Source organism: Streptomyces sp. NPDC006711 (assembly GCF_042869775.1).
GTDB lineage: Bacteria > Actinomycetota > Actinomycetes > Streptomycetales > Streptomycetaceae > Streptomyces.
The window spans coordinates 220,513-241,001 of sequence record NZ_JBIAGO010000002.1 but is presented as its reverse complement, the minus strand read 5'-3'; the positions used below and the strand labels follow the sequence as shown (position 1 = coordinate 241,001).

Annotated in this window: 20 protein-coding genes and 1 tRNA gene; 14 read left to right on the top strand and 7 right to left on the bottom strand. The window is 71.9% G+C overall.

The window, feature by feature from the left end; genetic code table 11:
* Nucleotides 1-150 precede the first annotated feature (150 nt).
* Both ACFYM2_RS05190 and ACFYM2_RS05185 read left to right on the top strand, forming a co-directional pair.
* Nucleotides 151-2,919 (top strand): TIM-barrel domain-containing protein, encoded by a 2,769-nt coding sequence (locus tag ACFYM2_RS05190; RefSeq protein WP_388833474.1) that lies wholly within the window; start codon nt 151-153, stop codon nt 2,917-2,919.
* A gap of 139 nt (nt 2,920-3,058) precedes the next feature.
* Nucleotides 3,059-4,048 carry an MDR family oxidoreductase gene (locus tag ACFYM2_RS05185; protein WP_388456071.1) on the top strand — a complete coding sequence of 330 codons (990 nt, stop codon included), beginning with the start codon at nt 3,059-3,061 and terminating at the stop codon, nt 4,046-4,048.
* Here ACFYM2_RS05185 and ACFYM2_RS05180 read toward each other — a convergent pair.
* Nucleotides 4,038-5,024 (bottom strand): TetR/AcrR family transcriptional regulator C-terminal domain-containing protein, encoded by a 987-nt coding sequence (locus tag ACFYM2_RS05180; protein ID WP_358993189.1) that lies wholly within the window; start codon nt 5,022-5,024, stop codon nt 4,038-4,040. The two genes, ACFYM2_RS05185 and ACFYM2_RS05180, sit on opposite strands and share 11 nt — an antisense overlap.
* A gap of 205 nt (nt 5,025-5,229) precedes the next feature.
* Here ACFYM2_RS05180 and ACFYM2_RS05175 point away from each other — a divergent pair, with 205 nt between their 5' ends.
* Complete coding sequence (locus ACFYM2_RS05175) at nt 5,230-6,339, top strand: FAD-dependent monooxygenase (RefSeq protein WP_388833471.1); 1,110 nt, start codon at nt 5,230-5,232, stop codon at nt 6,337-6,339.
* Between the two features lie 25 nt (nt 6,340-6,364).
* Here the strand turns inward: ACFYM2_RS05175 and ACFYM2_RS05170 are convergent, their stop codons facing one another.
* Entirely contained in the window at nt 6,365-7,354 is a 990-nt protein-coding gene (locus ACFYM2_RS05170; protein WP_388833469.1) for a DMT family transporter, read from the bottom strand.
* On the bottom strand, nt 7,351-8,292 hold the full coding sequence (locus tag ACFYM2_RS05165; RefSeq protein ID WP_358993181.1) for a phosphatase PAP2 family protein: 942 nt from the start codon (nt 8,290-8,292) through the stop codon (nt 7,351-7,353). The genes ACFYM2_RS05170 and ACFYM2_RS05165 overlap by 4 nt, the downstream gene beginning before the upstream one ends.
* A gap of 172 nt (nt 8,293-8,464) precedes the next feature.
* Here ACFYM2_RS05165 and ACFYM2_RS05160 point away from each other — a divergent pair, with 172 nt between their 5' ends.
* Nucleotides 8,465-9,064, top strand: coding sequence for a TetR/AcrR family transcriptional regulator (locus tag ACFYM2_RS05160; RefSeq protein WP_350233746.1), 600 nt, complete (start codon nt 8,465-8,467; stop codon nt 9,062-9,064).
* Nucleotides 9,065-9,109: 45 nt separating this feature from the next.
* On the opposite strand, the gene ACFYM2_RS05155 is transcribed toward ACFYM2_RS05160, so the two are convergent.
* Nucleotides 9,110-9,889, bottom strand: coding sequence for a DeoR/GlpR family DNA-binding transcription regulator (locus ACFYM2_RS05155; protein WP_388833466.1), 780 nt, complete (start codon nt 9,887-9,889; stop codon nt 9,110-9,112).
* Nucleotides 9,890-10,062: 173 nt separating this feature from the next.
* Here ACFYM2_RS05155 and ACFYM2_RS05150 point away from each other — a divergent pair, with 173 nt between their 5' ends.
* From ACFYM2_RS05150 to ACFYM2_RS05125, 6 genes are all read left to right on the top strand, one after another.
* Nucleotides 10,063-10,947, top strand: coding sequence for an SIS domain-containing protein (locus tag ACFYM2_RS05150; RefSeq protein ID WP_388833463.1), 885 nt, complete (start codon nt 10,063-10,065; stop codon nt 10,945-10,947).
* A gap of 141 nt (nt 10,948-11,088) precedes the next feature.
* Nucleotides 11,089-11,946, top strand: a complete 858-nt coding sequence (locus ACFYM2_RS05145; RefSeq protein ID WP_358993171.1) for a ketose-bisphosphate aldolase — start codon at nt 11,089-11,091, stop codon at nt 11,944-11,946.
* A gap of 110 nt (nt 11,947-12,056) precedes the next feature.
* On the top strand, nt 12,057-13,286 hold the full coding sequence (locus tag ACFYM2_RS05140; protein WP_388833460.1) for a cytochrome P450: 1,230 nt from the start codon (nt 12,057-12,059) through the stop codon (nt 13,284-13,286).
* Between the two features lie 22 nt (nt 13,287-13,308).
* A complete protein-coding gene (locus tag ACFYM2_RS05135) occupies nt 13,309-14,064 on the top strand; it encodes a (Fe-S)-binding protein (protein ID WP_388833456.1) in 756 nt (251 codons plus the stop codon).
* On the top strand, nt 14,061-15,575 hold the full coding sequence (locus ACFYM2_RS05130) for a lactate utilization protein B (protein WP_388833453.1): 1,515 nt from the start codon (nt 14,061-14,063) through the stop codon (nt 15,573-15,575). Before ACFYM2_RS05135 ends, ACFYM2_RS05130 begins: the two co-directional genes overlap by 4 nt.
* Nucleotides 15,572-16,201: a lactate utilization protein C gene (locus tag ACFYM2_RS05125; protein ID WP_388833451.1), complete on the top strand. Its 630-nt coding sequence runs from the start codon at nt 15,572-15,574 to the stop codon at nt 16,199-16,201. Before ACFYM2_RS05130 ends, ACFYM2_RS05125 begins: the two co-directional genes overlap by 4 nt.
* Here the strand turns inward: ACFYM2_RS05125 and ACFYM2_RS05120 are convergent.
* Nucleotides 16,191-16,676 carry a DUF309 domain-containing protein gene (locus tag ACFYM2_RS05120; RefSeq protein ID WP_388833448.1) on the bottom strand — a complete coding sequence of 162 codons (486 nt, stop codon included), beginning with the start codon at nt 16,674-16,676 and terminating at the stop codon, nt 16,191-16,193. The genes ACFYM2_RS05125 and ACFYM2_RS05120 overlap by 11 nt on opposite strands.
* A gap of 93 nt (nt 16,677-16,769) precedes the next feature.
* Between ACFYM2_RS05120 and ACFYM2_RS05115 the strand changes: the two genes are divergently transcribed.
* Nucleotides 16,770-16,843, top strand: a tRNA-Pro gene (locus tag ACFYM2_RS05115).
* A gap of 93 nt (nt 16,844-16,936) precedes the next feature.
* Here the strand turns inward: ACFYM2_RS05115 and ACFYM2_RS05110 are convergent.
* The gene (locus tag ACFYM2_RS05110) at nt 16,937-17,281 is read right to left on the bottom strand and encodes a hypothetical protein (RefSeq protein WP_358993153.1); all 345 of its coding nucleotides are present in this window, start codon (nt 17,279-17,281) and stop codon (nt 16,937-16,939) included.
* A gap of 307 nt (nt 17,282-17,588) precedes the next feature.
* Here ACFYM2_RS05110 and ACFYM2_RS05105 point away from each other — a divergent pair, with 307 nt between their 5' ends.
* From ACFYM2_RS05105 to ACFYM2_RS05095, 3 genes are all read left to right on the top strand, one after another.
* A complete protein-coding gene (locus tag ACFYM2_RS05105) occupies nt 17,589-17,912 on the top strand; it encodes a PadR family transcriptional regulator (RefSeq protein WP_388834231.1) in 324 nt (107 codons plus the stop codon).
* Nucleotides 17,909-18,805: a hypothetical protein gene (locus ACFYM2_RS05100; protein WP_388833445.1), complete on the top strand. Its 897-nt coding sequence runs from the start codon at nt 17,909-17,911 to the stop codon at nt 18,803-18,805. The genes ACFYM2_RS05105 and ACFYM2_RS05100 overlap by 4 nt, the downstream gene beginning before the upstream one ends.
* 159 nt (nt 18,806-18,964) lie before the next feature.
* Nucleotides 18,965-20,119: an acyltransferase gene (locus tag ACFYM2_RS05095; RefSeq protein ID WP_358993144.1), complete on the top strand. Its 1,155-nt coding sequence runs from the start codon at nt 18,965-18,967 to the stop codon at nt 20,117-20,119.
* Here the strand turns inward: ACFYM2_RS05095 and ACFYM2_RS05090 are convergent.
* The gene (locus ACFYM2_RS05090) at nt 20,090-20,485 is read right to left on the bottom strand and encodes a cupin domain-containing protein (RefSeq protein ID WP_358993141.1); all 396 of its coding nucleotides are present in this window, start codon (nt 20,483-20,485) and stop codon (nt 20,090-20,092) included. The genes ACFYM2_RS05095 and ACFYM2_RS05090 overlap by 30 nt on opposite strands.
* Between the last annotated feature and the right edge of the window lie 4 nt (nt 20,486-20,489).

Genomic DNA, 20,489 nt, shown 5'->3' with positions numbered 1-20,489 from the left:
GCCGGCCCGGCCCGGCGCCGCGTGCCCTGCCTGCCCACGCGCCCGGGGGGCTCCCCGCGCCCCACCCACCCGCACTTACCCACCCCCCACCCGTTGACATGTACCCGCCTCGCGGTGAATCTTGATGCTCGAAACTCCACTGTTCCAAGCATGAACGCGCACACCGACGCGTACACCGCCACCGGCTGTCGGCGTAAACGCGCACACCGCGCCCGGCTGTTGCTCGGTACGAACGGAGAACGACTCTTGCGGACCCTCTGGTATCGCTTTCACCCGCCCCGGCGGCCCGCCGTCGCCGCCCTCTCGGCGCTCGTGCTCGCCCTCACCGCCCTGAGCGTCCCGGCCGCCGCGCGGGCCGAGGCCGCGGCGCCGCCCGGTGGCGTCCTGGACAGCGGGACGAAGTCATTGACCTGGCAGAGCCCGGTCTACGAGAAGGGCACTGTCGACGCACCCGACAAGTGCCCGCCCCCCGCGCAGGACCCGGCCGGCGCCGTCTGCGCCCGCTTCGACCTGACGGTGCGTCCGCCGGCCCACCAGTGGGACGACAACCCGGAGGGCGGCGTGCCCGTCTCCGTCCAATGGGCCACGCCCACCGACGACTTCGACCTCTACGTCTACGACGACGCGGGCAAGCAGGTCGCCTCCAGCGCCGGTACCGCCGACCCCGAGGCGACCGTCATCCCGAAGGCGTCGGGGACCTACCACGTGGTCGTCGTCCCCTACGACGTACACCACGACTCCTTCACGGGTACGGCGTACCTGCCCGAGCCCACGGACGCGGGGAACCTCACCGCCTTCGCCGGCAAGGACGGTACGTACGACATCGCCGCCGGCGCGCTGAAGGCCCGCGTGGACTTTCTCGCCGACGACACCCTGCGGCTGCGCGCCGCGCCGGACGGCACCTTCACCGACCCGCCCGGCAGCCACATGATCCAGACGCAGCCGAAACCGCAGAAGGACACCAAGTCCTTTGACGCGGGCGGCTATTACGGCATCCGGAGCAAGGACACCGTCCTGCGCGTCTACAAGAAGCCGCTGCGCTTCGCCCTCTACAAGGGGGACAACAAAACCGTCATCTGGTCCGAGGCCGACCCCCTGCGCTGGACCTCCGGCGGGATGCGTCAGAGCCTGTCCCGGGGCGCCGACGAGCAGTTCTTCGGCGGCGGTGAGCAGAACGGCAGCTTCTCGCACCGCGACCAGGTCATGAACGTGGGCAACAACACCAACTGGAACGAGGGTGGCTGGAACAACTCCCAGCCCTTCTACATCTCCTCGGCCGGATACGGCGTGTTCCGCGACACCTTCACGCCGGGCGTCTACGACTTCGGGCCTCACGTGCGCACCGGACAGCAGGAACGGCGCCTGGACGCCTACTACTTCACCGGGGACGTGAAGTCGGTCATCGGCAAGTACACCTCGCTGGTGGGCAAGCCGTTCATGCCGCCCGTGTACGGCCTCGAACCGGGCGACTCGGACTGCTACTTGCACAACGCCAACCGGGGCGAGCGCCACACGCTGGACGCGCTCAAGGTCGCCGACGGCTACACCCAGAACCAGCTGCCGCTCGGCTGGATGCTCGTCAACGACGGCTATGGCTGCGGCTATGAGAACCTGGCCGAGACCGGCAAGGGCCTGCGGGCCCACAACGCCCAGCTCGGCCTGTGGACCCAGGACGGCCTCGACAAGCTCGCCGATCAGGTCAAGGCGGGCCAGCGCGTGGCCAAGCTGGACGTCGCGTGGGTCGGCAACGGATATGGCTTCGCCCTGAACGCCTGCGACCAGGCGAAGGCCGGCATCGAGGACAACAGCGACGCGCGCGGCTTCGTATGGCTGCCCGTCTCCTGGGCCGGCGCCCAGCGCTGCGGCGTCCTGTGGAGCGGTGACCAGAAGCTCAGCTGGGACTATCTGCGCTGGCAGATCCCCACGTACGCGGGCGCCACGCTGTCGGGCATCGCGTACAACACGGGTGACGTCGGCAGCATCTTCGGCCACGACCCCAAGATGTACACGCGTGACCTCCAGTGGAAGGCGTTCCTGCCGGCCATCATGACGATGGACGGCTGGGCCAAGGACCTCACCACCGGCAAGGCCGCCGACCAGCAGCCCTGGCTGGACGGCGAGCCCTACGCCTCCATCAACCGCAAGTACCTCCAGCTCAAGGAACGTCTCATCCCGTACATGTACGGGCTCTCCAAGGACGCCACGAAGACCGGTGTCGGCGCGGTCCGCCCGCTCTCCCTGGAGTACCCGGACGACCCCAACACCCTGGGCGCCGACGCCAAGTACGAGTTCCTGGCAGGCCCCGACTTCCTCGTCGCGCCCGTCTACAGCGACACCAGCGTCCGGGACGGCATCTACCTGCCCAAGGGCACCTGGACCGACTACTGGACGGGCAAGACCTACCAGGGCCCCACGACCATCGACCATTACGCCGCGCCCCTGGACACGTTGCCGCTGTTCGTGAAGGGCGGCTCGATCGTGCCGATGTGGCCCCAGGGCACGACATCCTGGGAGACCCGGAACAAGGGCGAGCTGGACTACGACATCTATCCGCGCCTCGGCACGTCCTCCTACACGCTGTACGAGGACGACGGTGTCACGCGGCAGTTCGCCCAGGGCGCTTCGGCCACGCAGCGGGTCCAGGTGACCTCGGCCGGACGGGCCTCGGTCGTCAACGTCGGTGCCAGCGTGGGCAGTTACCAGGGCAAGCCGGCCAGCCGCGCCTACCGTCTCACCGTGCACGGCGGGACCGCGCCCACCATCGTCGCGCTCGGCGGGCAGCGGCTGCGCCGGTACGGTTCGGCGGCCGAGCTCGGCGCGGCGGGCACGGGCTGGTTCTTCGATCCCGCGACCGGAGTGACGCAGATCAGGACGCCGTCGCAGTCCACCGGGCGTGGCTTCTCCGTAGAGATCGCGTGAGGGTGGCCTGACGCCCGCCGCCGGGGCGGGGGCCGTACCGTGAGCCGTCCGGTACGGCCCCTTCGCACGTGCGTGAGGCGGGTTGGGGCAGGATCGGCGTACGGCTGAACAGGCACTCCACCGTCAGGAGATCGATCCGATGTCATTCCGCGCCATCCGTGTCACCAAGGACGACGAGCGGGGCCACCACGTCGAGACCGTCACGCTGGAGGAGGACGAACTCCACGACGGCGATGTGACGGTCGCCGTGGACTACTCCACCGTCAACTACAAGGACGGCCTCGCGCTCGCCCACGGCAAGGGCATCGTGCGGACGTATCCGCTGGTGCCCGGCATCGACTTCGCGGGCACCGTCGAATCGTCCACGCACCCCTCGTTCGCGCCCGGAGACCAGGTGGTGCTCAACGGCTACGGCGTGGGGGAGGGGCACGACGGCGGCTTCGCGCAGAAGGCCCGGGTCGACGGCGACTGGCTGGTCCCGCTGCCCGCCGGGCTCACCACCCGGCAGGCGGCCGCGATCGGCACCGCCGGATACACGGCCATGCTCAGCGTGCTCGCCCTTGAGGACGCGGGCCTCACCCCCGACAGCGGTGACGTGCTGGTGACGGGCGCGGCGGGAGGCGTCGGCTCGGTCGCCGTGTCGCTCCTGGCGGGGCTCGGGTACCGGGTGCTCGCCTCCACCGGCAGGCCCGCCGAGGCCGACTACCTGTGCGGCCTCGGCGCCGCCGAGATCATCGACCGCGCCGAACTCTCCGAGCCCGGCCGCCCGCTCGGCAAGGAGCGCTGGGCCGGCGCGGTCGACTCGGTCGGCAGCCACACCCTGGTCAACGTCCTCGCGGGCACCCGCTACGGCGGCACCGTCACCAGCTGCGGCCTGGCCCAGGGCATCGATCTGCCGGGCACGGTGGTGCCGTTCATCCTGCGCGGGGTGACCCTGACCGGTATCGACTCCGTGCAGGCGCCGATGGAGCGCCGGATCAGGGCGTACGAGCGGCTGGTACGGGATCTCGATCTCGCCCGCCTCGAAACGATGACCACCCTCGTCACCCTCGACGAGGTCCCCGCGGTCGCCGAACGCATCCTGAAGGGCCAGGTGCGCGGCCGCACGGTGGTGGACGTCAACGCCTGACCGACGGCGCGGGGGCGGCCGGTCCGGGACCGCCGCCCTCGATGATCCCCGCGAACCCGTCGAGCAGCGGACCGAGGCCGAACTCGAAGAGCTCGTCGAAGCGCAGCTCGTAGCCGTCATCGAGGGCCGAGGCGACCCGGCTGAACACCGGATACCTGCCGGACCTCACGAGCGCGGCGAGGGTTGTGGCCTGCTGTTCCATCCAGCCGTCCTCGCTCACGCCGGTCGTGGCCGCGGCCTGGCTCTCCTGCTCCAGGCCGGCCGCGAGCCCCTGCGCATAGCCGTACAGGAGCACATGAAGGTCCATCATGGTGGCCGGCGCGAGGTCATGCCCGTCGAGCGCGGCAAGCGCCCACTCGGCGTGAACCATCAGGTTGGGCAGGAGCAACGGGCGCGTGAGCGGGGCGAGTTGGGCCAGCCAGGGGTGTCTGCGAAACAGTGACCACAGGGTCCGACCGCCCAGTTCGAGCCGGGCGCGCCAGCCGTCCGGGGGCACGGCCGGATAGCTTGCCTCGCCGAACGCGGCGTCCGCCATCAGGAGCACCAGGTCGTCCTTGCCGCCGACATGCCGGTACGGCGACATCGCGGCGACGCCGAGCCGGGCGGCGACCGCGCGCATGGACAGCGCGCCCAGCCCTTCACTGTCGGCGATCTCCATGGCGGTCGCCACGATCCGTTCGGGCGTCAGCTCCCGTTCCCGGGGGTGCTCCTCATCGCGCCGGACGCGCGTCCGTGCCGGGGACGCGGCCGTGCGGTCGCTCACCACGGTGCCGACCCGGGGAAGGGTCTCCACGACGCCTTCCAGGCGCAGGGTGGTGAGCGCTTTGGTGGCGGTCGCCAGCGCGACACCCCACTCCTTGACGATCCCCCGCGTCGAGGGCACCCGGTCGCCCGGCGCCAGCTCCCCGCTCGTGACACGCCGCCGGATCTCCCCGGCGATACGCAGATAGGGCGGCTGCTCACCTTCCCCTGCCATGCCCGGTCCCCCTTTCCGTGGAGAGCGCGATTTTTCCGCGCGGCCACCCCGCTGTACTAGGGCAGAGGCTAGCAGGCACAAGCGGCCTGAACTGCCCTTGTGTGCTAGGACAGTGGGCAGTGAGGGGTGGTTGGGCCGGGTGTGAGTACGCCGTACATTCAGTCGCGTACAGGGTGTTCCCGCCGCTCGACGAAGGAGTTTTGCCATGAAGACCGTCCTCGTTTCCGGTGCGGGGGTCGCGGGGTGCGCCCTCGCGTACTGGTTGGGTCGGTGCGGCTTCGTTCCGACGGTCGTCGAGCGTGCTCCTGGGGTGCGGCCCGGTGGGCAGGCGGTCGATGTCAGGGGAGTGGCGCTCGGCGTCGTGGAGCGGATGGGGCTGCTCGGCCGGGTGAGGGAGGTAGCCACTCGTATGCGGGGCATGTCCGTGATCGACGCGAACGGCGAGGAGCTGCACCGTTCCACGGAGGCGACGTTCAGCGGCGGCAGACTCGACAGCGGGGATGTCGAGCTGCTGCGCGAGGATCTGGTGGGCGTCCTGGAGCAACTGGGCGCGGGTCGGGCCGAGTTCGTCTACGGGGACCGGATCGTCGCACTCGACGAGGGCGAGCACGGGGTCCACGTCGCCTTCGAGTACGGCCCCGCACGGACCTTCGACCTCGTGGTCGGCGCCGACGGGCTGCACTCGACGGTGCGTACGCTCGCGTTCGGTCCCGAAGGAACGTCCCCGCACCACCTCGGCACGCACCTGGCGATCTTCAGCGCCGAGAACTTTCTCGGCCTGGACAACTGGCAGCTGTGGCACCGCGACGGGGACGCCGGATACGGGATATATCCCGTGCGCGACAACAGCGAGCTGCGGATCACCTTCGGCTTCGCTTCCGGTGCGCTCGACCCCGCCACGCGCGACCCGCAGGTGCTGAGGCAGGAGGTCGCGGACAGGATGGGCGCGCTGCGCTGGGAGACTCCCCGGCTGCTCAACGCGCTGTGGACCGCGCCCGACTTCTACGCCGACGCGATGGCGCAGGTCAGGCTGGACCGCTGGTCGCGCGGCCGGGCGGTGCTGGTCGGGGACGCCGGATACTGCGCATCGCCGCTCTCGGGCCAGGGCACCAGCCTCGCGCTCGTGGGCGCGTACATCCTCGCGGACGCGCTTCGGCGCACCGGCGGCGACCACCGCGCCGCCTTCGCGCGGTACGAGGCGCGGATGCGGCCCTTCGTCGCGCTCAACCAGGCGTTGGCGACGGAGAATCCGGGCGGTGCGGCCGGCGAGGAGTCCCTGGAGCGCGCCAAGAACGCCCTCACACTCGACGCCTGACCCGCGCCACCCGCCCGGGACGCCCTCAGGCGGGGATGTGTACCGCCGGTTCGGTGGAGTGCACGTCGCCGGCCAGCGGCGGCAGGGGCAGCGGTGGCAGGGAAAGGGTGGGCGGGAGGTCCGCCGGGGGTGTCGGCGCGTGGTTTGGGTGGGGCGGCGTGGCTGCGAGTGCCGGGGCCGGGGGTGTGGCGCCGGTCAGCATGAGGACGCCTCGGGCCGCCACGCACGCGGACGCCGCGGCGGTCAGCCAGCCGAGCGGGCCGCCGTGGAAGCTCTCACCGAGCAGCGCGACCCCGATCACCGCGGCCGCGGCAGGGTTGGCGAGGTTGACCACGGCCAGGGGCGCGGCGAGGCCGTCCCGGTAGGCGGCCTGCGAGAGCAGCAGCCCGCCGACCGCGAACGCCGCCACCAGCACGGCGACCAGCGTGGTCCCCCACCAGGCCGGCGGTCCCGAGGGCAGTTCCCTGGCGAGGGAGGCGGTGACCGTCTGGGTCAGGGCGGACGCCACGCCGGACGCGACACCGGACGCCGTGGCGAGGCCGAGGCCGCCGCCGTGCGCGGAGTGCGCGCCGGCCCGTACCAGGAAGGCGAGCAGCAGCGCGGTGCCCGTCGCGATGGCAAGGGCCTCGTTCACGCTGAGCGCGTCACCGGGGCTCGCGGGTCCGGTGACCGCGATCAGACCGGTGAGCCCGGCCAGCGTCCAGGCCGCCCCGCGCCACTCGCGCCGGCCGACCCTGCGGCGCTCGTAGTACGCCGACAGCGGCAGCGCGGCGACCAGGGTGAGCGCGCCGAGCGGCTGGACCAGAGTGAGCGGGCCGTAGTGGAGCGCGGCCACGTGCATGAGGGCGCCGGCGGCGTTCAGGCCCACCGCCCACCACCACAGCGGCCGGGTGAGCAACTGGCCGACGCCCTTGCCGCCCTGGGCGGCGAGGCGGGACTGCGCGACGGCGGCCAGCGCGTAACCGGCGGCCGACGCGAGCGAGAGCAGGATCGCGAGCAACGCGGATTCGTTCATCGCACGGCCTCGGAGAGCTGGGGCGCGGGAGCGCGCGGGGGAGTGAGTGTCTGCCGGGACGCGGGCGTGGTGGCCTCGGCGCCGGGCAGGGGGGCCGGCGCGTACCCGGGCCTGGACCGGCGCTCGACACCGGCCGCCGCCCGAGGCCCGCGTGCCCATTCGGCCGACTTGGATGCCGCAGGCAACCGTGCGGGCCGAAGGGGCGCGGGCACGAAGCAGAGCACCGCTCCCAGCAGCGCGGTGGCCACGATCGCGTCGAGCCAGTAGTGGTTGGCGGTACCGACCACCACAAGGAGGGTGAGTAGCGGGTGCAGCAGCCACAACCAGCGCCAGCGGCTCCGGGTCGCCATGATCAGCCCGATGGCCACCATCAGCGCCCAGCCGAAGTGCAGTGAGGGCATCGCCGCGAACTGGTTCGCCATGGTGTCGGTGTCCGGGGTCGCGGCGTACACGGAGGGCCCGTAGACCTGCGCGGTGTCGACCAGTCCCGCCGTGGTCAGCATGCGTGGCGGGGCGAGCGGAACCGTGATGTGCAGCACGAGGGCGGCGGCGGTGAGTCCCGCGAGCACCCGGCGCGACCAGAGGTAGTGGCCGGGGCGGCGCAGGTACAGATAGACCAGGAAGGCCACCGTGGCGGGGAAGTGCACCGTCGCGTAGAAGGTGTTGGCGGCCTTCACCAGGGTGTCGCCGTGCAGCAGCAGATGCTGCACCGAGCCCTCGCCGGGCAGACGCAGCGCGCGCTCCCAGCTCCACACGCGGTCGGCGTTGTCGAAGGCGCTCGCCTCGTGCCCGTTCGCGAGCCGGCGGCCGAACTTGTAGACGAGGAAGAGCGCGGTCACGAGCAGCAGCTCGCGCACCAGGGGCGGCCGGGAAGCGGTCGTCTCCGGTTCTGCGGGACGGGTCTGGCGACGCGCCCCCGTGGTTATACCGGCAAACATGCTCCGGCCCCTTTGAACCTGGATCGATACGTGGAAAAAGCACAAGCGAACACAGGAAGGCTAGATCGAAACTCATCGAGACGCAAACGTCTCGATACGTTTGCGTCTCGATTGAGCGGAGCCTACTCTCGTACGTGCAGAAGCACCCCGTGTTCTTCCCTCGGAGGCGACGATGTCGACGCAGGCCGCCACGGCCGCTGCCCGCCGCAGCAAGATCAGCCCCGAGCGCGAGCTCGAGCTGTACGAGGCGGTGCTCGACCTGCTCAGAGAGGGCGGCTACGACTCCGTGACCATGGAGGGCGTCGCCGCGCGCACCCGGTGCGGCAAGGCGACCCTGTACCGGCAGTGGAAGAACAAGCCGCTCCTGGTGACGGCGGCGCTCGGCGCGAAGCGCTGCTCGTTCTTCACCGGCATCGACACCGGGACCCTGGCCGGGGATCTGCGGGAGGCGGCCCGTGCGGTCGGCCGGCGCGAGGGCCCCGACACCGAGCTGATGGAAGCGGTCGGTCAGGCCTACATCAAACATCCCGACCTGCGCGAAGCTCTGCGCGAGACCGTCCTGAACCCCGAGATCGCCGCGCTCGACGCGATGCTCGCACGGGGCGTCGAGCGCGGAGAGGTGGCGGCGGACCATCCCGCGCTCGGCTATGTCGCCCCCATGATCATGGGCATGTTGCGCATCGAGCGGTTGTTCGAGGACCGCTTCCGCGGCGAGGACACCCTGCTCGGTCTCCTGGAGGCCGTGATCTTCCCGGCGCTGCGGATCGGCTGAGGCGCGGGGTCAACCCGACGTATTCGTAGGCCAGTTGACGCTCCCTCAGACGGCGATGACCGCCACCCCGGCCTCGGTGAAGCGAGCGACCGTCTCCTCGGTCACGGCGGTGTCCGTCACCAGCGTGCCCACCTGGGACGTCGCGCAGATCCTGGCGAACGAGCGCTTGCCCAGCTTCGTCGAGTCCGCGGCCACCACGACCCGCTCGGCGCGCTCGCACAGCAGCCGGTTGATGCCTGCCTCGTCCTCGTCGTGCGCCGAGGCCCCGTGGGTCACGTCGAAGGCGCCGACGCCGAGCACCGCCACGTCCATCGTGATCTGGTTCAGGACGCCGCCCGCGAGCGGCCCCGTGAGCTCGTAGGTCTGGGGGCGGGCCACCCCGCCCGTCACCACGATCTTGAACTGCGGCCGCACCGCGAGCTCGTTGGCGATGTTGAGCGCATTCGTCACGATCGTCAACGCCGGTGCGCCATGGGCCAGTTCGGGCCGCACCGCGAGCGCGCGGGCGACTTCTGTGGTCGTGGTGCCGCCGGTCAGGCCCACCGCCTCGCCCGGCGCCACCAGATCCGCCACGGCCCTGGCGATCCGCTGCTTCTCCGACGCCTGGCGCGCCGACTTGTAACGCAGCGGCAGCTCGTAGGAGACGCCGTGCACCAGCGCTCCGCCCCGGGTGCGCACCAGCATCTGCTGCTCGGCGAGCTGGTCGAAGTCGCGGCGGATCGTGGCGGCCGACACCCCAAGGGCGCTCGCCGCCTCGTCGACGTCGAGGCGGCCCTGATCCACAAGCAGCTCAAGGAGCGTCTGCCAGCGGGCGTCGCGCGACATCCGCATCCCCGTTCTTCGTACCGGTAACCGTCCGTAATGACCTTAGCGCACGTCCATATGCTTGATCGTGCTCGAAATCTCGCTATATTTTGCAGAAACAAGCACGTGGACGCGTAGGTGATCAGTGTCCAGTGACCTCAAGGTCCAGTGACCTCAAGGGTGGGAGTGCCCGGATGAGCCATGTCGAGAACGAACTGAGCAGCCAGCCCGAGTGCTGGACGCGGGCCGCCGAGGTGGCCGTCCAGCACAAGGAGGCCCTGCCGGCCCCCGGCGAGCGCGTCGCGGTCGTCGGCTGCGGCACCTCCTTCTTCATGGCGCAGGCCGTCGCCGCCCTGCGCGAGAGCGCGGGCCTCGGCGAGACCGACGCGTTCGCCGCCTCGGAGTTCCCCGAGGACCGCTCCTACGACCGGGTCGTCGCGCTGACCCGCTCCGGGACCACCACCGAAGTGCTCGACCTGCTGGCGCGGGTGCGCGGCCGGGCCCGTACCACCGCCATCACGGCCGACCCCGCGACGCCGGTCATGCGGGCCGCCGACGACATCGTGGTGCTCGACTTCGCGGACGAGGAGTCGGTCGTCCAGACCCGCTTCGCCACCACCGCCCTCACCCTGCTCCGCGCCCACCTCGGGCTGCACACCGAGCAGGTCGTCGCCGACGCCCGTACCGCGCTGGCCGATCCGCTGCCCCAAGGCCTGGTGGAATCGGCCCAGTTCACCTTCATCGGCCGGGGCTGGACCAACGGCCTCGCCCAGGAGGCCGCCCTCAAGATGCGTGAGGCGTCCCTGTCCTGGACCGAGGCCTACCCGGCGATGGAGTACCGCCACGGCCCCATTGCCATCTCCACCGCCACGACCGCCACCTGGATGTTCGGCGAGGCACCCGAAGGCCTCGCCGCTCAGGTGGCCGCCACCGGCGCGCTGTGGATCGAGGGGCGCCTGGACCCGCTGGCCGAACTCGTCCGCGCCCAGCGTCTGGCCGTCGCCGTCGCGGCCGCCCGGGGTCTCGACCCGGACCGCCCGCGCCACCTCACCCGCTCGGTCATCCTCGACGGCGCCTGAGCCGCGGACGACACCGCACGACACGACCGCACAACGCGGCACAGGTGGTGACACCGCACAACGCGGCACAGGCGGAGACGCCGCACCACGCTCCACAGGTGAGACACCGCACAACGCGCCACAGGTGAAGGGGAAGCACAGATGCCACTCGCACGGACCGGCACACTTGTCGCCGAGGCCGCCGTCAAGCGCCGCGCCGTCGCGGCCTTCAACATCATCACGCTGGAGCACGCCGAGGCGGTCATCGCGGGCGCCGAGGCCGCCAAGTCCCCGGTGGTCCTGCAAATCAGCGAGAACGCGGTCAAGTTCCGCTACGGCCGGGTCCTGCCGCTGGCCCGCGCCGCCGTCGCGGCCGCCGAGGCCGCCGCCGTACCGGTCGCGCTCCACCTCGACCACGTCACCCGGGACGAACTCCTGCGCCAAGCCGCCGACGCGGGATTCAGCTCCGCCATGTACGACGCCGCCCATCTGCCCTACGAGGAGAACCTGGCGGCGACCCGCGCGGCCGCCGACTGGGCCCACACCCAAGGCCTGTGGATCGAGGCCGAGTTGGGCGAGGTCGGCGGCAAGAACGGCAAGGCGCCGCTCGACGCCCACGCGCCCGGCGCGCGCACCGACCCCGAGCAGGCGCGGCAGTTCGTCGCCGACTGCGGCGTCGACGCGCTCGCCGTCGCCATCGGCAGCACCCACGCCATGACCTCCCGCACCGCCGAACTCGACCACGCCCTGCTGGCCAGACTCGACGACGCGCTGAAGGTGCCGCTGGTCCTGCACGGCTCGTCCGGGGTGCCCGACGACGCCCTCGCGGCCGCCGTCGCGGGCGGCATCGCCAAGGTCAACATCGGCACCGCCCTGAACCTGGCGATGACCGACGCCATCCGCGCCTACCTCGCGGCCCACCCCGAGGCGGTCGACGCCCGCACCTATCTGACGGTCGGCCGGCAGGCGATGGCGGCCACCGTCACCCGCCTGATCGGGGTACTCGACCGCGACGCCTGAGACGCGCGCGCCCGCCGCCGGTCCCCGCGCGGGCCCCGGCGGCCAGGGCGCCACGTTCCGCCAGTGCGGCACTCTTCCGATGTGGCCGGGCGTCATAGACGATGGGCCCTGTGGACAGGCATGAGCACGCTCGGCTCGACGCGCTTCAGCGCGACCCGTATCCGCTCTACGCGCGGGCCCGGCACGCCGAGGGCCTGACCTTCGTACCGGAGCTGGACGCGTGGCTGGTGGCCCGCGACGCGGACGTGCGCGAGGTGCTGCGCCGCCCCGAGGCGTTCTCCTCCGCCAACGCGCTGCGCCCCGACGTCCTGCCGGGTCCCACGGTGCTCGCCGAAATGGGCCGGGGCTTCGGCGGCCGCCCCGTCGTGGTCAGCTCCGACGGCGCGCTGCACCAGCGGCTGCGCGCCCCGGTCGTGCACGGCCTCTCGCCCTCCCGCGTCGCCGCCGTCGTGCCGTACGCGGCGGAGCGGGCCGGCGCGCTCATCGACAGCTTCGCCGAGCGGGGCTTCGCCGACCTCATGGCCGAGTTCGCCCTCGTACTCCCCGGCCAGGTGATCGGGCACCTGATCGGCCTCGCACCGGCGGACGTCCCGCTCGCCGTGCACGGCGGCTACCGCGCCGAGCAGCTGCTCTTCCGGCCGATGGCCGAGGCGGACCAGCTCGCGGCCGCCCGCGACGTCGTGGAGATGCAGCACCTCCTGGACACCTATGTGCGCGAGCGGCACGCCCGCCCCGAGGACGACCTGTGCAGCTCGCTGATCACGGCGCTTGTGCCCCCCGGCGAGCCGGGCGGTGGCGAGCTCACTCTCGACGAGCGCCACGAGATGGTCGCCCACCTACAGAACTTCCTGCTGGCCGGGCACCTCACCACGAGCGCCCTGATCGGCTCCACGCTGCTCCACCTGATGCACCACCGGGCCCAGTGGGACCTGCTGTGCCAAAAGCCCGAGCTGATTCCGGCCGCCGTCGAGGAAGCCGCCCGCTACGACAGCCCGATCCAGGGCTTTCGCCGCATCACGACCCGGCCGGTCGTACTGTCCGGCACCGAACTGCCCACCGGCGCCGTGGTGTTCGTCGCCTTCGGCTCCGCCAACCGCGACCCGAGCCGCCACGAACGCCCCGACGTCTTCGACATCACGCGCCCACCGGCGCGCCACCTCGCCTTCGGCTACGGAGTGCACGGCTGCCCGGGCTCCCAGCTGGCCCGCGAACAGCTGCGGGTCACCCTGGAACTGCTCACGGCGCGGCTGCCGGGACTGCGCCTGGCCGAGGAGAGACCCGTGGTCATGCGCCCCACCATGATCCACCGCTCGCCCGAAGAGCTCCCGCTGATCTGGTGAGTGGGCGGCATATCCTCCGACCATGCGCGTCGCACTCTTCGTCACCTGCGTCAACGACGCGGTGTATCCCGCCACCGGCATCGCGACGGTGAAACTGCTCGAACGGCTCGGGGTCGAAGTCCACTTCCCGCCCGGCCAGACCTGCTGCGGACAGCCCATGTTCAACACCGGCTACCGGCACGAGACCGAGCCCCTGGTGCGCCGCATGGCCCGGGTCTTCGCGGGCTACGACCACATCGTCACCCCCTCCGGCTCCTGCGCGGCCATGATCCGCGACAACTACCCCCGCATCGCCCGCAAGGCCGCCGCCGAAGGAGGGGACCCGGAACTGACCGAGGCCGCCGAGGCGCTGGCGCCGCGCACCTACGAGCTGACCGAGTTCCTGGTGGACGTGCTCGGCGTGATCGACGTCGGCGCCTTCTTCCCGCACACCGTCACCTACCATCCCTCCTGCCACGGAGCGCGCCTGCTGGGCCTCGGCGACCGCCCGCACCGCCTGCTGGCCGCCGTCAAGGGCCTTGAGCTGCGCGAACTGCCCGGCGCCGAGGAGTGCTGCGGCTTCGGCGGCACCTTCGCGCTGAAGAACCCCGACGTCTCCGCCGCGATGGGCACCGACAAGGTGCGCAACGCCCTTGCCACCGGGGCCGAGGTGCTGTGCGGCGCCGACAACTCCTGCCTGATGCACATCGTCGGCATCCTGCACCGCCAGGACGCCCCGACGCGGGCCCTCCACATCGCCGAGATCCTTCTCCGTACGGAAGCGGAGCCCCACGTATGAGCGGCACCTTCATCGGCATGCCTGTGTTTCCCCCGCCCGACCACCCTGTGTTTCCCCCGCCCGACCACCCTGCGTTCCCCCCGCCCGACCACCCTGTGTTTCCCCCGCCCGACCACCCTGCGTTCCCCGAGGCCGCTCGCGACGCCGTACGCGACAACACCCTGCGCGCCAATCTGCGCCACGCCACCCACACCATCCGCGACAAACGGGCCAAGGCCGTCGCCGAACTCGAGGACTGGCAGTGGCTGCGCGAGGCCGGCAAGCGGATCAAGGACCACACGCTGCGCCATCTCGACCGGTACCTGGAGCAGTTGGAGGCGGAGGTCACCGCCGCCGGTGCGACCGTGCACTGGGCGGCCGACTCGGACGAGGCCAACCGGATCGTGACCGGCCTGGTCAAGGCCACGGGGGAGCGCGAGGTGGTCAAGGTCAAGTCGATGGCCACCCAGGAGATCGGTCTCAACGAGGCACTGGCCGCCGAGGGCATCCACGCCTACGAGACCGACCTGGCCGAACTCATCGTCCAGCTCGCCGACGACCGGCCCTCGCACATCCTGGTCCCGGCGATCCATCGCAACCGCGCCGAGATCCGCGCCATCTTCCGCGAGCGGATGGGCAGTTGGGGCAGGCCCGCGCCCGACGACCTCACCGACGAGCCCGCCGACCTCGCGGAGGCGGCCCGGCTGCACCTGCGGGAGAAGTTCCTGCGGGCGAAGGTCGCCATCTCGGGCGCCAACTTCATGGTCGCCGAGACCGGCACCCTGGTCGTCCTGGAGTCCGAGGGCAACGGCCGCATGTGCCTGACCCTGCCCGAGACCCTGATCTCGGTCGTCGGCATCGAGAAGACCGTCCCCACCTGGCGTGATCTGGAGGTCTTCCTGCAAACCCTGCCGCGCTCGTCGACGGCCGAGCGGATGAATCCGTACACCAGCATGTGGACCGGCACGTCCGACGACGACGGCCCCCGCACCTTCCACCTCGTGCTGCTCGACAACGGCCGCACCGACGCCCTCGCGGACGACATCGGCCGCCAGGCGCTGCGCTGCATCCGCTGCTCGGCCTGTCTCAACGTGTGCCCGGTGTACGAACGGGCCGGCGGCCACGCCTACGGCTCGGTCTATCCGGGCCCCATCGGCGCCATCCTCACGCCTCAACTCCGGGGCACCGCGAGCGAGATCGACGCCTCGCTCCCGTACGCCTCCTCCCTGTGCGGCGCCTGCTACGACGTCTGCCCCGTCGCCATCGACATCCCCGAGGTCCTGGTCCACCTCCGTGAGCGGGTCGCGGACCGAGGCGGGCGCGGACACCGCGTGGAGAAGGCCGTGATGCGGGCGGCCAGTTGGGTCATGGACCACCCCGCGGCTCTGGCGGCGGGGGAGCGGGCGGCGGCCAGGACCCGCGCGCTGCATCCCGGGCGGCCTCCGGGCGCGGGAGCCTGGACCGAGAGCCGCGACCTGCCGCCGCTGCCCGCACGACCCTTCCGTGACTGGTGGAAGAAGAACCGCACATGAGCTCACGCGACCGCGTCCTCGCCCGGGTCCGGGCCGCCGTGGCCGGCGCGCCCGAGGCACCCGCCGTGCTCCGCGACTACCTCACAAGCCACACCCGCGACGACCCGGCGGCCCTGCTCGACCTGCTGCACGACAACCTCGCCGACTACCGCGCCCTCGTGCACCGCGCGGACCCGGCGGAAGTGGCGCCGCTCGTCGCGCGGCTGCTGGCGGCGCGCGGGGCGAACAGCGTCCTGGTTCCTGCGGGGCTTCCCGACGCGTGGCTCGCGGACACCGACTGCGTACGCGTGGCGGACCGCGCGGAGGCGACGGCGGCCGAACTCGACGCCGTGGACAGCGTCATCACCGGCTGCGCCCTGGCCGTCGCGGAGACCGGCACTCTCGTCCTGGACGCGGGAGCGGCCCAGGGGCGCCGGCGCATCACCCTCGTACCCGACCACCACATCTGCGTCGTACGGGCCCCCGAGCAGATCGTGGCCTCCGTCCCGCGCGCCATGTCACGCCTCGACCCGCGCCGCCCGCTGACCTGGATCTCGGGCCCCTCCGCCACCAGCGACATCGAGCTCGACCGGGTGGAGGGCGTGCACGGACCCCGCACCCTCGAAGTGATCCTGCTCAGCGGGTGAGCCGGGGCGCGTCGGCTACGGCGTCGACCGGCCCCGGCAGCCGGCCCGCGAGCTCGCGCGCCCACGCGGCAAGCCCCTCCAGATCCAGCCCATGGTCCCGGGCGCCCGGACACGCCCCGTACCGGGCGAGCGAGCCCGTACCCCGTTCAAGGAGCGAGCGGGCTCCCTTGGCGTTGCCGCGCGCGGCATGCGTGAGCCCCACGGCGAGCTGCGCCAATCCCCGCCACAGCGGCTCCTCCTGGGCGGGGCCCGACTTCCACGCGTCCTCGAACACCTCGTGCGCGTGGAAGGGCATCCCCGCCGCCAGCAGCCGCTGCGCCTCGCGCACCGTCTCCTCGGGGGAGCGCGTCACGCCCTCTGGCTGCCGCGCCACGCCTTCGGCGCCGTACGGCAACGGCCGCCCGAGCCCGTCCCGGGGCCGGGCATTGCGCGCCCGCCCCTCGGCGTCACGATCCCGGGCCGCAGAACTGTCCATACGGCGATTGTGCCCCGTTCCTGGTCCGCCCTCGGAGTGCGGTATGGTTCTCATGCACGAACGGCCGGGGGAAACCCCAGGTCAGACGGGCATCGGGACGTGGCGCAGCTTGGTAGCGCACTTGACTGGGGGTCAAGGGGTCGCAGGTTCAAATCCTGTCGTCCCGACGTGAGTCGGAAAGGCCGTTGGCCGGGAGAAATCCCAGGTCAGCGGCCTTTTTGCGTGGTCGTGCGGCAGCTGTTCCGCTGCCGAAGGCCACGTCATCGGGCGGCGGGCCGCACCCCGAGGCCGCGCGCCCGCTCGTGGTCCGGCTCCGGCGGTGTACGGGCCCGGCCGGCGGCCCGGGCTCGGGTCGTGCGGTGCAGGATCGCCCGGTCGGCGTCCTCGGAAGGGTCGAGACGGGACAGCGTCGCGTGCCACACCGCCAGCTCGCGCAGGACGCGGCCCGGTCCTTGGCGGCACGGGGCGTAACCGTCCTGTGGATGGACGGCGCCCTCCCAGAGTGGGCGACCGGTTCCGTCGACGACCACGCCCTGCCCGTCCTGGCCCTCCACTTCGCGCCAGCCGAAGTCGAGGCCGGCCTGCTCGGCGGCCCGTAGCGCCAACTCCTCCTACGCGCCCCACTGTTCGAGCAGCGCCCAGCGTCCACGTCGTACCGACCGCCGTACTTGGCGTCCGCCGACAGCTGGCGGTCGAGGGATTTGAGGACGACGGTCAACGTGGTTCCAGCGGTAGGGGGTTGTCGATCCTAGGCGCCGCTGTGGAGTTATGAGGTCACGCGGGGCCCAGCCGTCGCGCAGCCCGCGCCCGCGCCCGCGCCCGCGCCCGCGCCCCCGCTGCCACGGCCGGGGCGGTGCCGCTCACGACATATGCCGGTGAATGACATATGGTGGTGTCGTGACTGACCGGGCCATGCAGGAACCTACCTTGCTTCTTCTCACCGCGCTCGCCGACGAGCCACGCCATGGCTACGCCATCGCGCGCGAGGTGGAGGTGATCTCGGGCGGGCGGGTGAAGATGCGGACCGGCACGCTGTACGGGGCGCTGGAACGCCTCTTGCAACAGGGGCTGATCGAGGTGCACAGCGAAGAGGTGGTCGACAGCCGGCTGCGGCGCACCTACACACTGACCTCGCCCGGCCGCACCGCCCTTGCCGCCGAGGCCAAGCGGATAGCCGCCACCGCGCGCGAAGCCACCAGGCGCCTCGGCGTGACCGGTGAGGCCGCCACCTCGTGAACCCCGTACTGCTGCGCCTGTACCCGGCCGGCTTCCGCCGTGCTTTCGGCGACGAGATAGCCGAGTCCTACCGCGAAGCGACGGCGGGCGCCGGCCCACGCGACCGGCTCCGTGAAGCTGCGGACGTCGTGGCGCACGCCCTGCGGCTGCGCCTCGGGATCGGCTCCGCCCACGCGGGGGGAGGTCTCATGGCGGCCGCCGCGCCCTTCGCTCTGGCCGCGACGGCCGCGTACGCCGCCTTCAACCTCAACGGAAGCGCGGGAGACTGGTATGTCATGCGCGGCGTGGGGGCCGTGGCCGACGCCGTGACGCTCATGAACGCCGGCTATCTGCTGACCCTGCTCGGCGCGGTGGTGGCGCTGGCCGGACGCTACGTCCCCGGCGTGCTGGCGGCGACCGCCGGGGCCGTGGTCGGTTCGGTGAGCTTCCTCCACCCCGTCTGGCCCTCCCCGGACGAGGTGAGCGGGCAGTTCGTGGGCTTCCTTCTCGCGCCGGTCGTGGTCGCCGCGCTGCCGCTGGCCTGTCCGCCGGATCTGCGCCCGGCCCGGCGTGCGCGGGGAGCGGCGGGGGTGGTCGCGCTCGCGGTGTGGGCCGTTCTCCTGGTGGCGGCCCTCGTGGTCAGCGACCCGCTCGGTATCGGCTTGCGCGTTCCGTGGCGCTTCGGCGTCCCCATCGTCGCGGCCCTGGTGCTCGCGGGCCGCCCCGCCTTCGCCGCGATCCGCACCACCGGCCAACTCGCCGCCGCCGCAACGCCGTTCATCGCCATCCTGTACTTCTCCGGATGGGTGCGCACCGACGAACTCCTCACCCTCATCGGCGCCCTCGCGGTCACCGCCGTGGTCCTGAGGCTGCGGCGCCGTACCGGCGACGTCGACCGGATCAACACCGCCTGAGGGAGCGCGCGTTGCGGTGCCCGGCGCGCGCCTTGCTCACCTTCTCCCGCCTTCTCGCCTGCCAGCGGCCCGCTCCCGTCCGGCCGCCCCACCTCTGGAGCCCCGATGCCCGCGTCTGCGCCCGCGCCCGATTCCCCGCACGGCGGCGTGCGGGGCAGCATGAGCCGTCTTCCCCGGGCCGCCTGGCGACGCCTGTCCGGCGCGTCGCCGGGCGGGGCGGGGCGGCTGGCCGCCGTCGACGGGCTGCGGCTGCTCGCCGCGGCGGGCGTGGCCGCCTACCACTACCTGGGCACCCCCACCCCTCGTTTCTGGGGCGAGAATTACGACCTGCCCCGGGCGGCGCCGCTGCTGCACGCGGCCGGTGGCTACGGCTGGCTCGGTGTCGAGGCGTTCTTCCTGATCAGCGGGTTCGTCATCTGCATGAGCTGCTGGGACCGCACCCCGGCGGGGTTCGCCGTCTCCCGCATCGCCCGGCTCTTCCCGCTGTACTGGGCCGTCGTCCTGATCATCGTCGTGACGGGCACCGCCACCGTACTCATCGGCCAGCGGTCGGGCGCGCCCACGGATCTGCGCACCACGCTCGGCAACCTCACCATGATTCCGCGACCACTGGGTGTGGACTTCACCGCGGGCGTCGCCTGGACGCTGTGGGTGGAGGCCCGCTTCTACCTCCTGATGGGCGCCCTGCTGCTGATCGGTCTGACCTACCGGCGCGTCGTGGCCTTCGGTTTCCTCTGGCTCGTACTGGCCTCCACCGGCCGTGAACTGCGCTCCAGCGCCGTGGACGAGTTCCTGCTGAGCCAGTACGCGGGCCTCTTCGTGACCGGGATCGCGCTCTACCTCATGCACCGCTTCGGATGCGACCTGCTGCTGTGGCTGCTGGCCGGCTTCGCCTGGTGCTACACCCTGACCGTCCTGGAGGACCGCGTCGCCGCACACCCCACCTCCACCTGGGGGCCGAGCGCGGCCGTCCTCACCGGTTTCCTGGCGCTGCTCGTCCTGGCCTGCGGCCCGCTGCGCCACGTCCAAGGGCGCCTCCTCGTGTACGCGGGCGCCCTGACCTACCCCTTCTACCTCGTGCACCAGAGCTTGGGCATACCCGTCACCCGGGGCGTTCTGCGATGCGTACCGGCCCTTGGTCTGCTCCCCTCGATCGCCGTCGGCCTCTCCTTCTCCCTCCTGCTGGCCGCCGTGCTGAACAGCCAGGTGGACCGGCGATTCGGCCCGGTCGTCCGCCGCCACCTCACCACCGCGATCCGGACACCGCCGAGGATCGAGTGCCGGTCAGGTGGTGAGGGCGTGCCCGGTCGTTGAGTCGACATGCTGAGGGATCTCGTCGTGGCGGTCGCCCACGGTCGGTGTCCCGGCGGGCTCGAACATGAGGATCGCGGCGCCGGACGGGGCGAACGGCTTGTGCTCCGTGCCTCTGGGCACGGTGAAAACGGCCCCCTGCGGGAGCAGTACCGTGCGCTCCCCGTCGGGCTCACGCAGGGAGATGCGCAGCTCGCCTTCGAGCACCAGGAAGAACTCGTCGGTGTCGTCGTGGGCGTGCCAGATGTGTTCGCCCTCCACCTTGGCGACGCGCACGTCGTAGTTGTTGACGCGCATGACGATACGAGGGCTCCAGAGGGCGTCGAAGGAGGCCAGCGCCTTGCTGAGGGGAATGGGTTCGCTACTCATGGGC

Bases quoted from the DNA above. Each gene is read 5' to 3' on its own strand.
- ACFYM2_RS05120 (WP_388833448.1), bottom strand. From the start codon at position 16,676: ATGGACAGTTCTGCGGCCCGGGATCGTGACGCCGAGGGGCGGGCGCGC.
- ACFYM2_RS05170 (WP_388833469.1), bottom strand. From the start codon at position 7,354: ATGAACGAATCCGCGTTGCTCGCGATCCTGCTCTCGCTCGCGTCGGCC.
- ACFYM2_RS05180 (WP_358993189.1), bottom strand. From the start codon at position 5,024: ATGGCAGGGGAAGGTGAGCAGCCGCCCTATCTGCGTATCGCCGGGGAG.
- ACFYM2_RS05155 (WP_388833466.1), bottom strand. From the start codon at position 9,889: ATGTCGCGCGACGCCCGCTGGCAGACGCTCCTTGAGCTGCTTGTGGAT.
- ACFYM2_RS05125 (WP_388833451.1), top strand. From the start codon at position 15,572: ATGAGCTCACGCGACCGCGTCCTCGCCCGGGTCCGGGCCGCCGTGGCC.
- ACFYM2_RS05090 (WP_358993141.1), bottom strand. From the start codon at position 20,485: ATGAGTAGCGAACCCATTCCCCTCAGCAAGGCGCTGGCCTCCTTCGAC.
- ACFYM2_RS05190 (WP_388833474.1), top strand. From the start codon at position 151: ATGAACGCGCACACCGACGCGTACACCGCCACCGGCTGTCGGCGTAAA.
- ACFYM2_RS05135 (WP_388833456.1), top strand. From the start codon at position 13,309: ATGCGCGTCGCACTCTTCGTCACCTGCGTCAACGACGCGGTGTATCCC.
- ACFYM2_RS05105 (WP_388834231.1), top strand. From the start codon at position 17,589: ATGCAGGAACCTACCTTGCTTCTTCTCACCGCGCTCGCCGACGAGCCA.
- ACFYM2_RS05165 (WP_358993181.1), bottom strand. From the start codon at position 8,292: ATGTTTGCCGGTATAACCACGGGGGCGCGTCGCCAGACCCGTCCCGCA.
- ACFYM2_RS05185 (WP_388456071.1), top strand. From the start codon at position 3,059: ATGTCATTCCGCGCCATCCGTGTCACCAAGGACGACGAGCGGGGCCAC.
- ACFYM2_RS05145 (WP_358993171.1), top strand. From the start codon at position 11,089: ATGCCACTCGCACGGACCGGCACACTTGTCGCCGAGGCCGCCGTCAAG.
- ACFYM2_RS05130 (WP_388833453.1), top strand. From the start codon at position 14,061: ATGAGCGGCACCTTCATCGGCATGCCTGTGTTTCCCCCGCCCGACCAC.
- ACFYM2_RS05150 (WP_388833463.1), top strand. From the start codon at position 10,063: ATGAGCCATGTCGAGAACGAACTGAGCAGCCAGCCCGAGTGCTGGACG.
- ACFYM2_RS05160 (WP_350233746.1), top strand. From the start codon at position 8,465: ATGTCGACGCAGGCCGCCACGGCCGCTGCCCGCCGCAGCAAGATCAGC.
- ACFYM2_RS05175 (WP_388833471.1), top strand. From the start codon at position 5,230: ATGAAGACCGTCCTCGTTTCCGGTGCGGGGGTCGCGGGGTGCGCCCTC.
- ACFYM2_RS05095 (WP_358993144.1), top strand. From the start codon at position 18,965: ATGAGCCGTCTTCCCCGGGCCGCCTGGCGACGCCTGTCCGGCGCGTCG.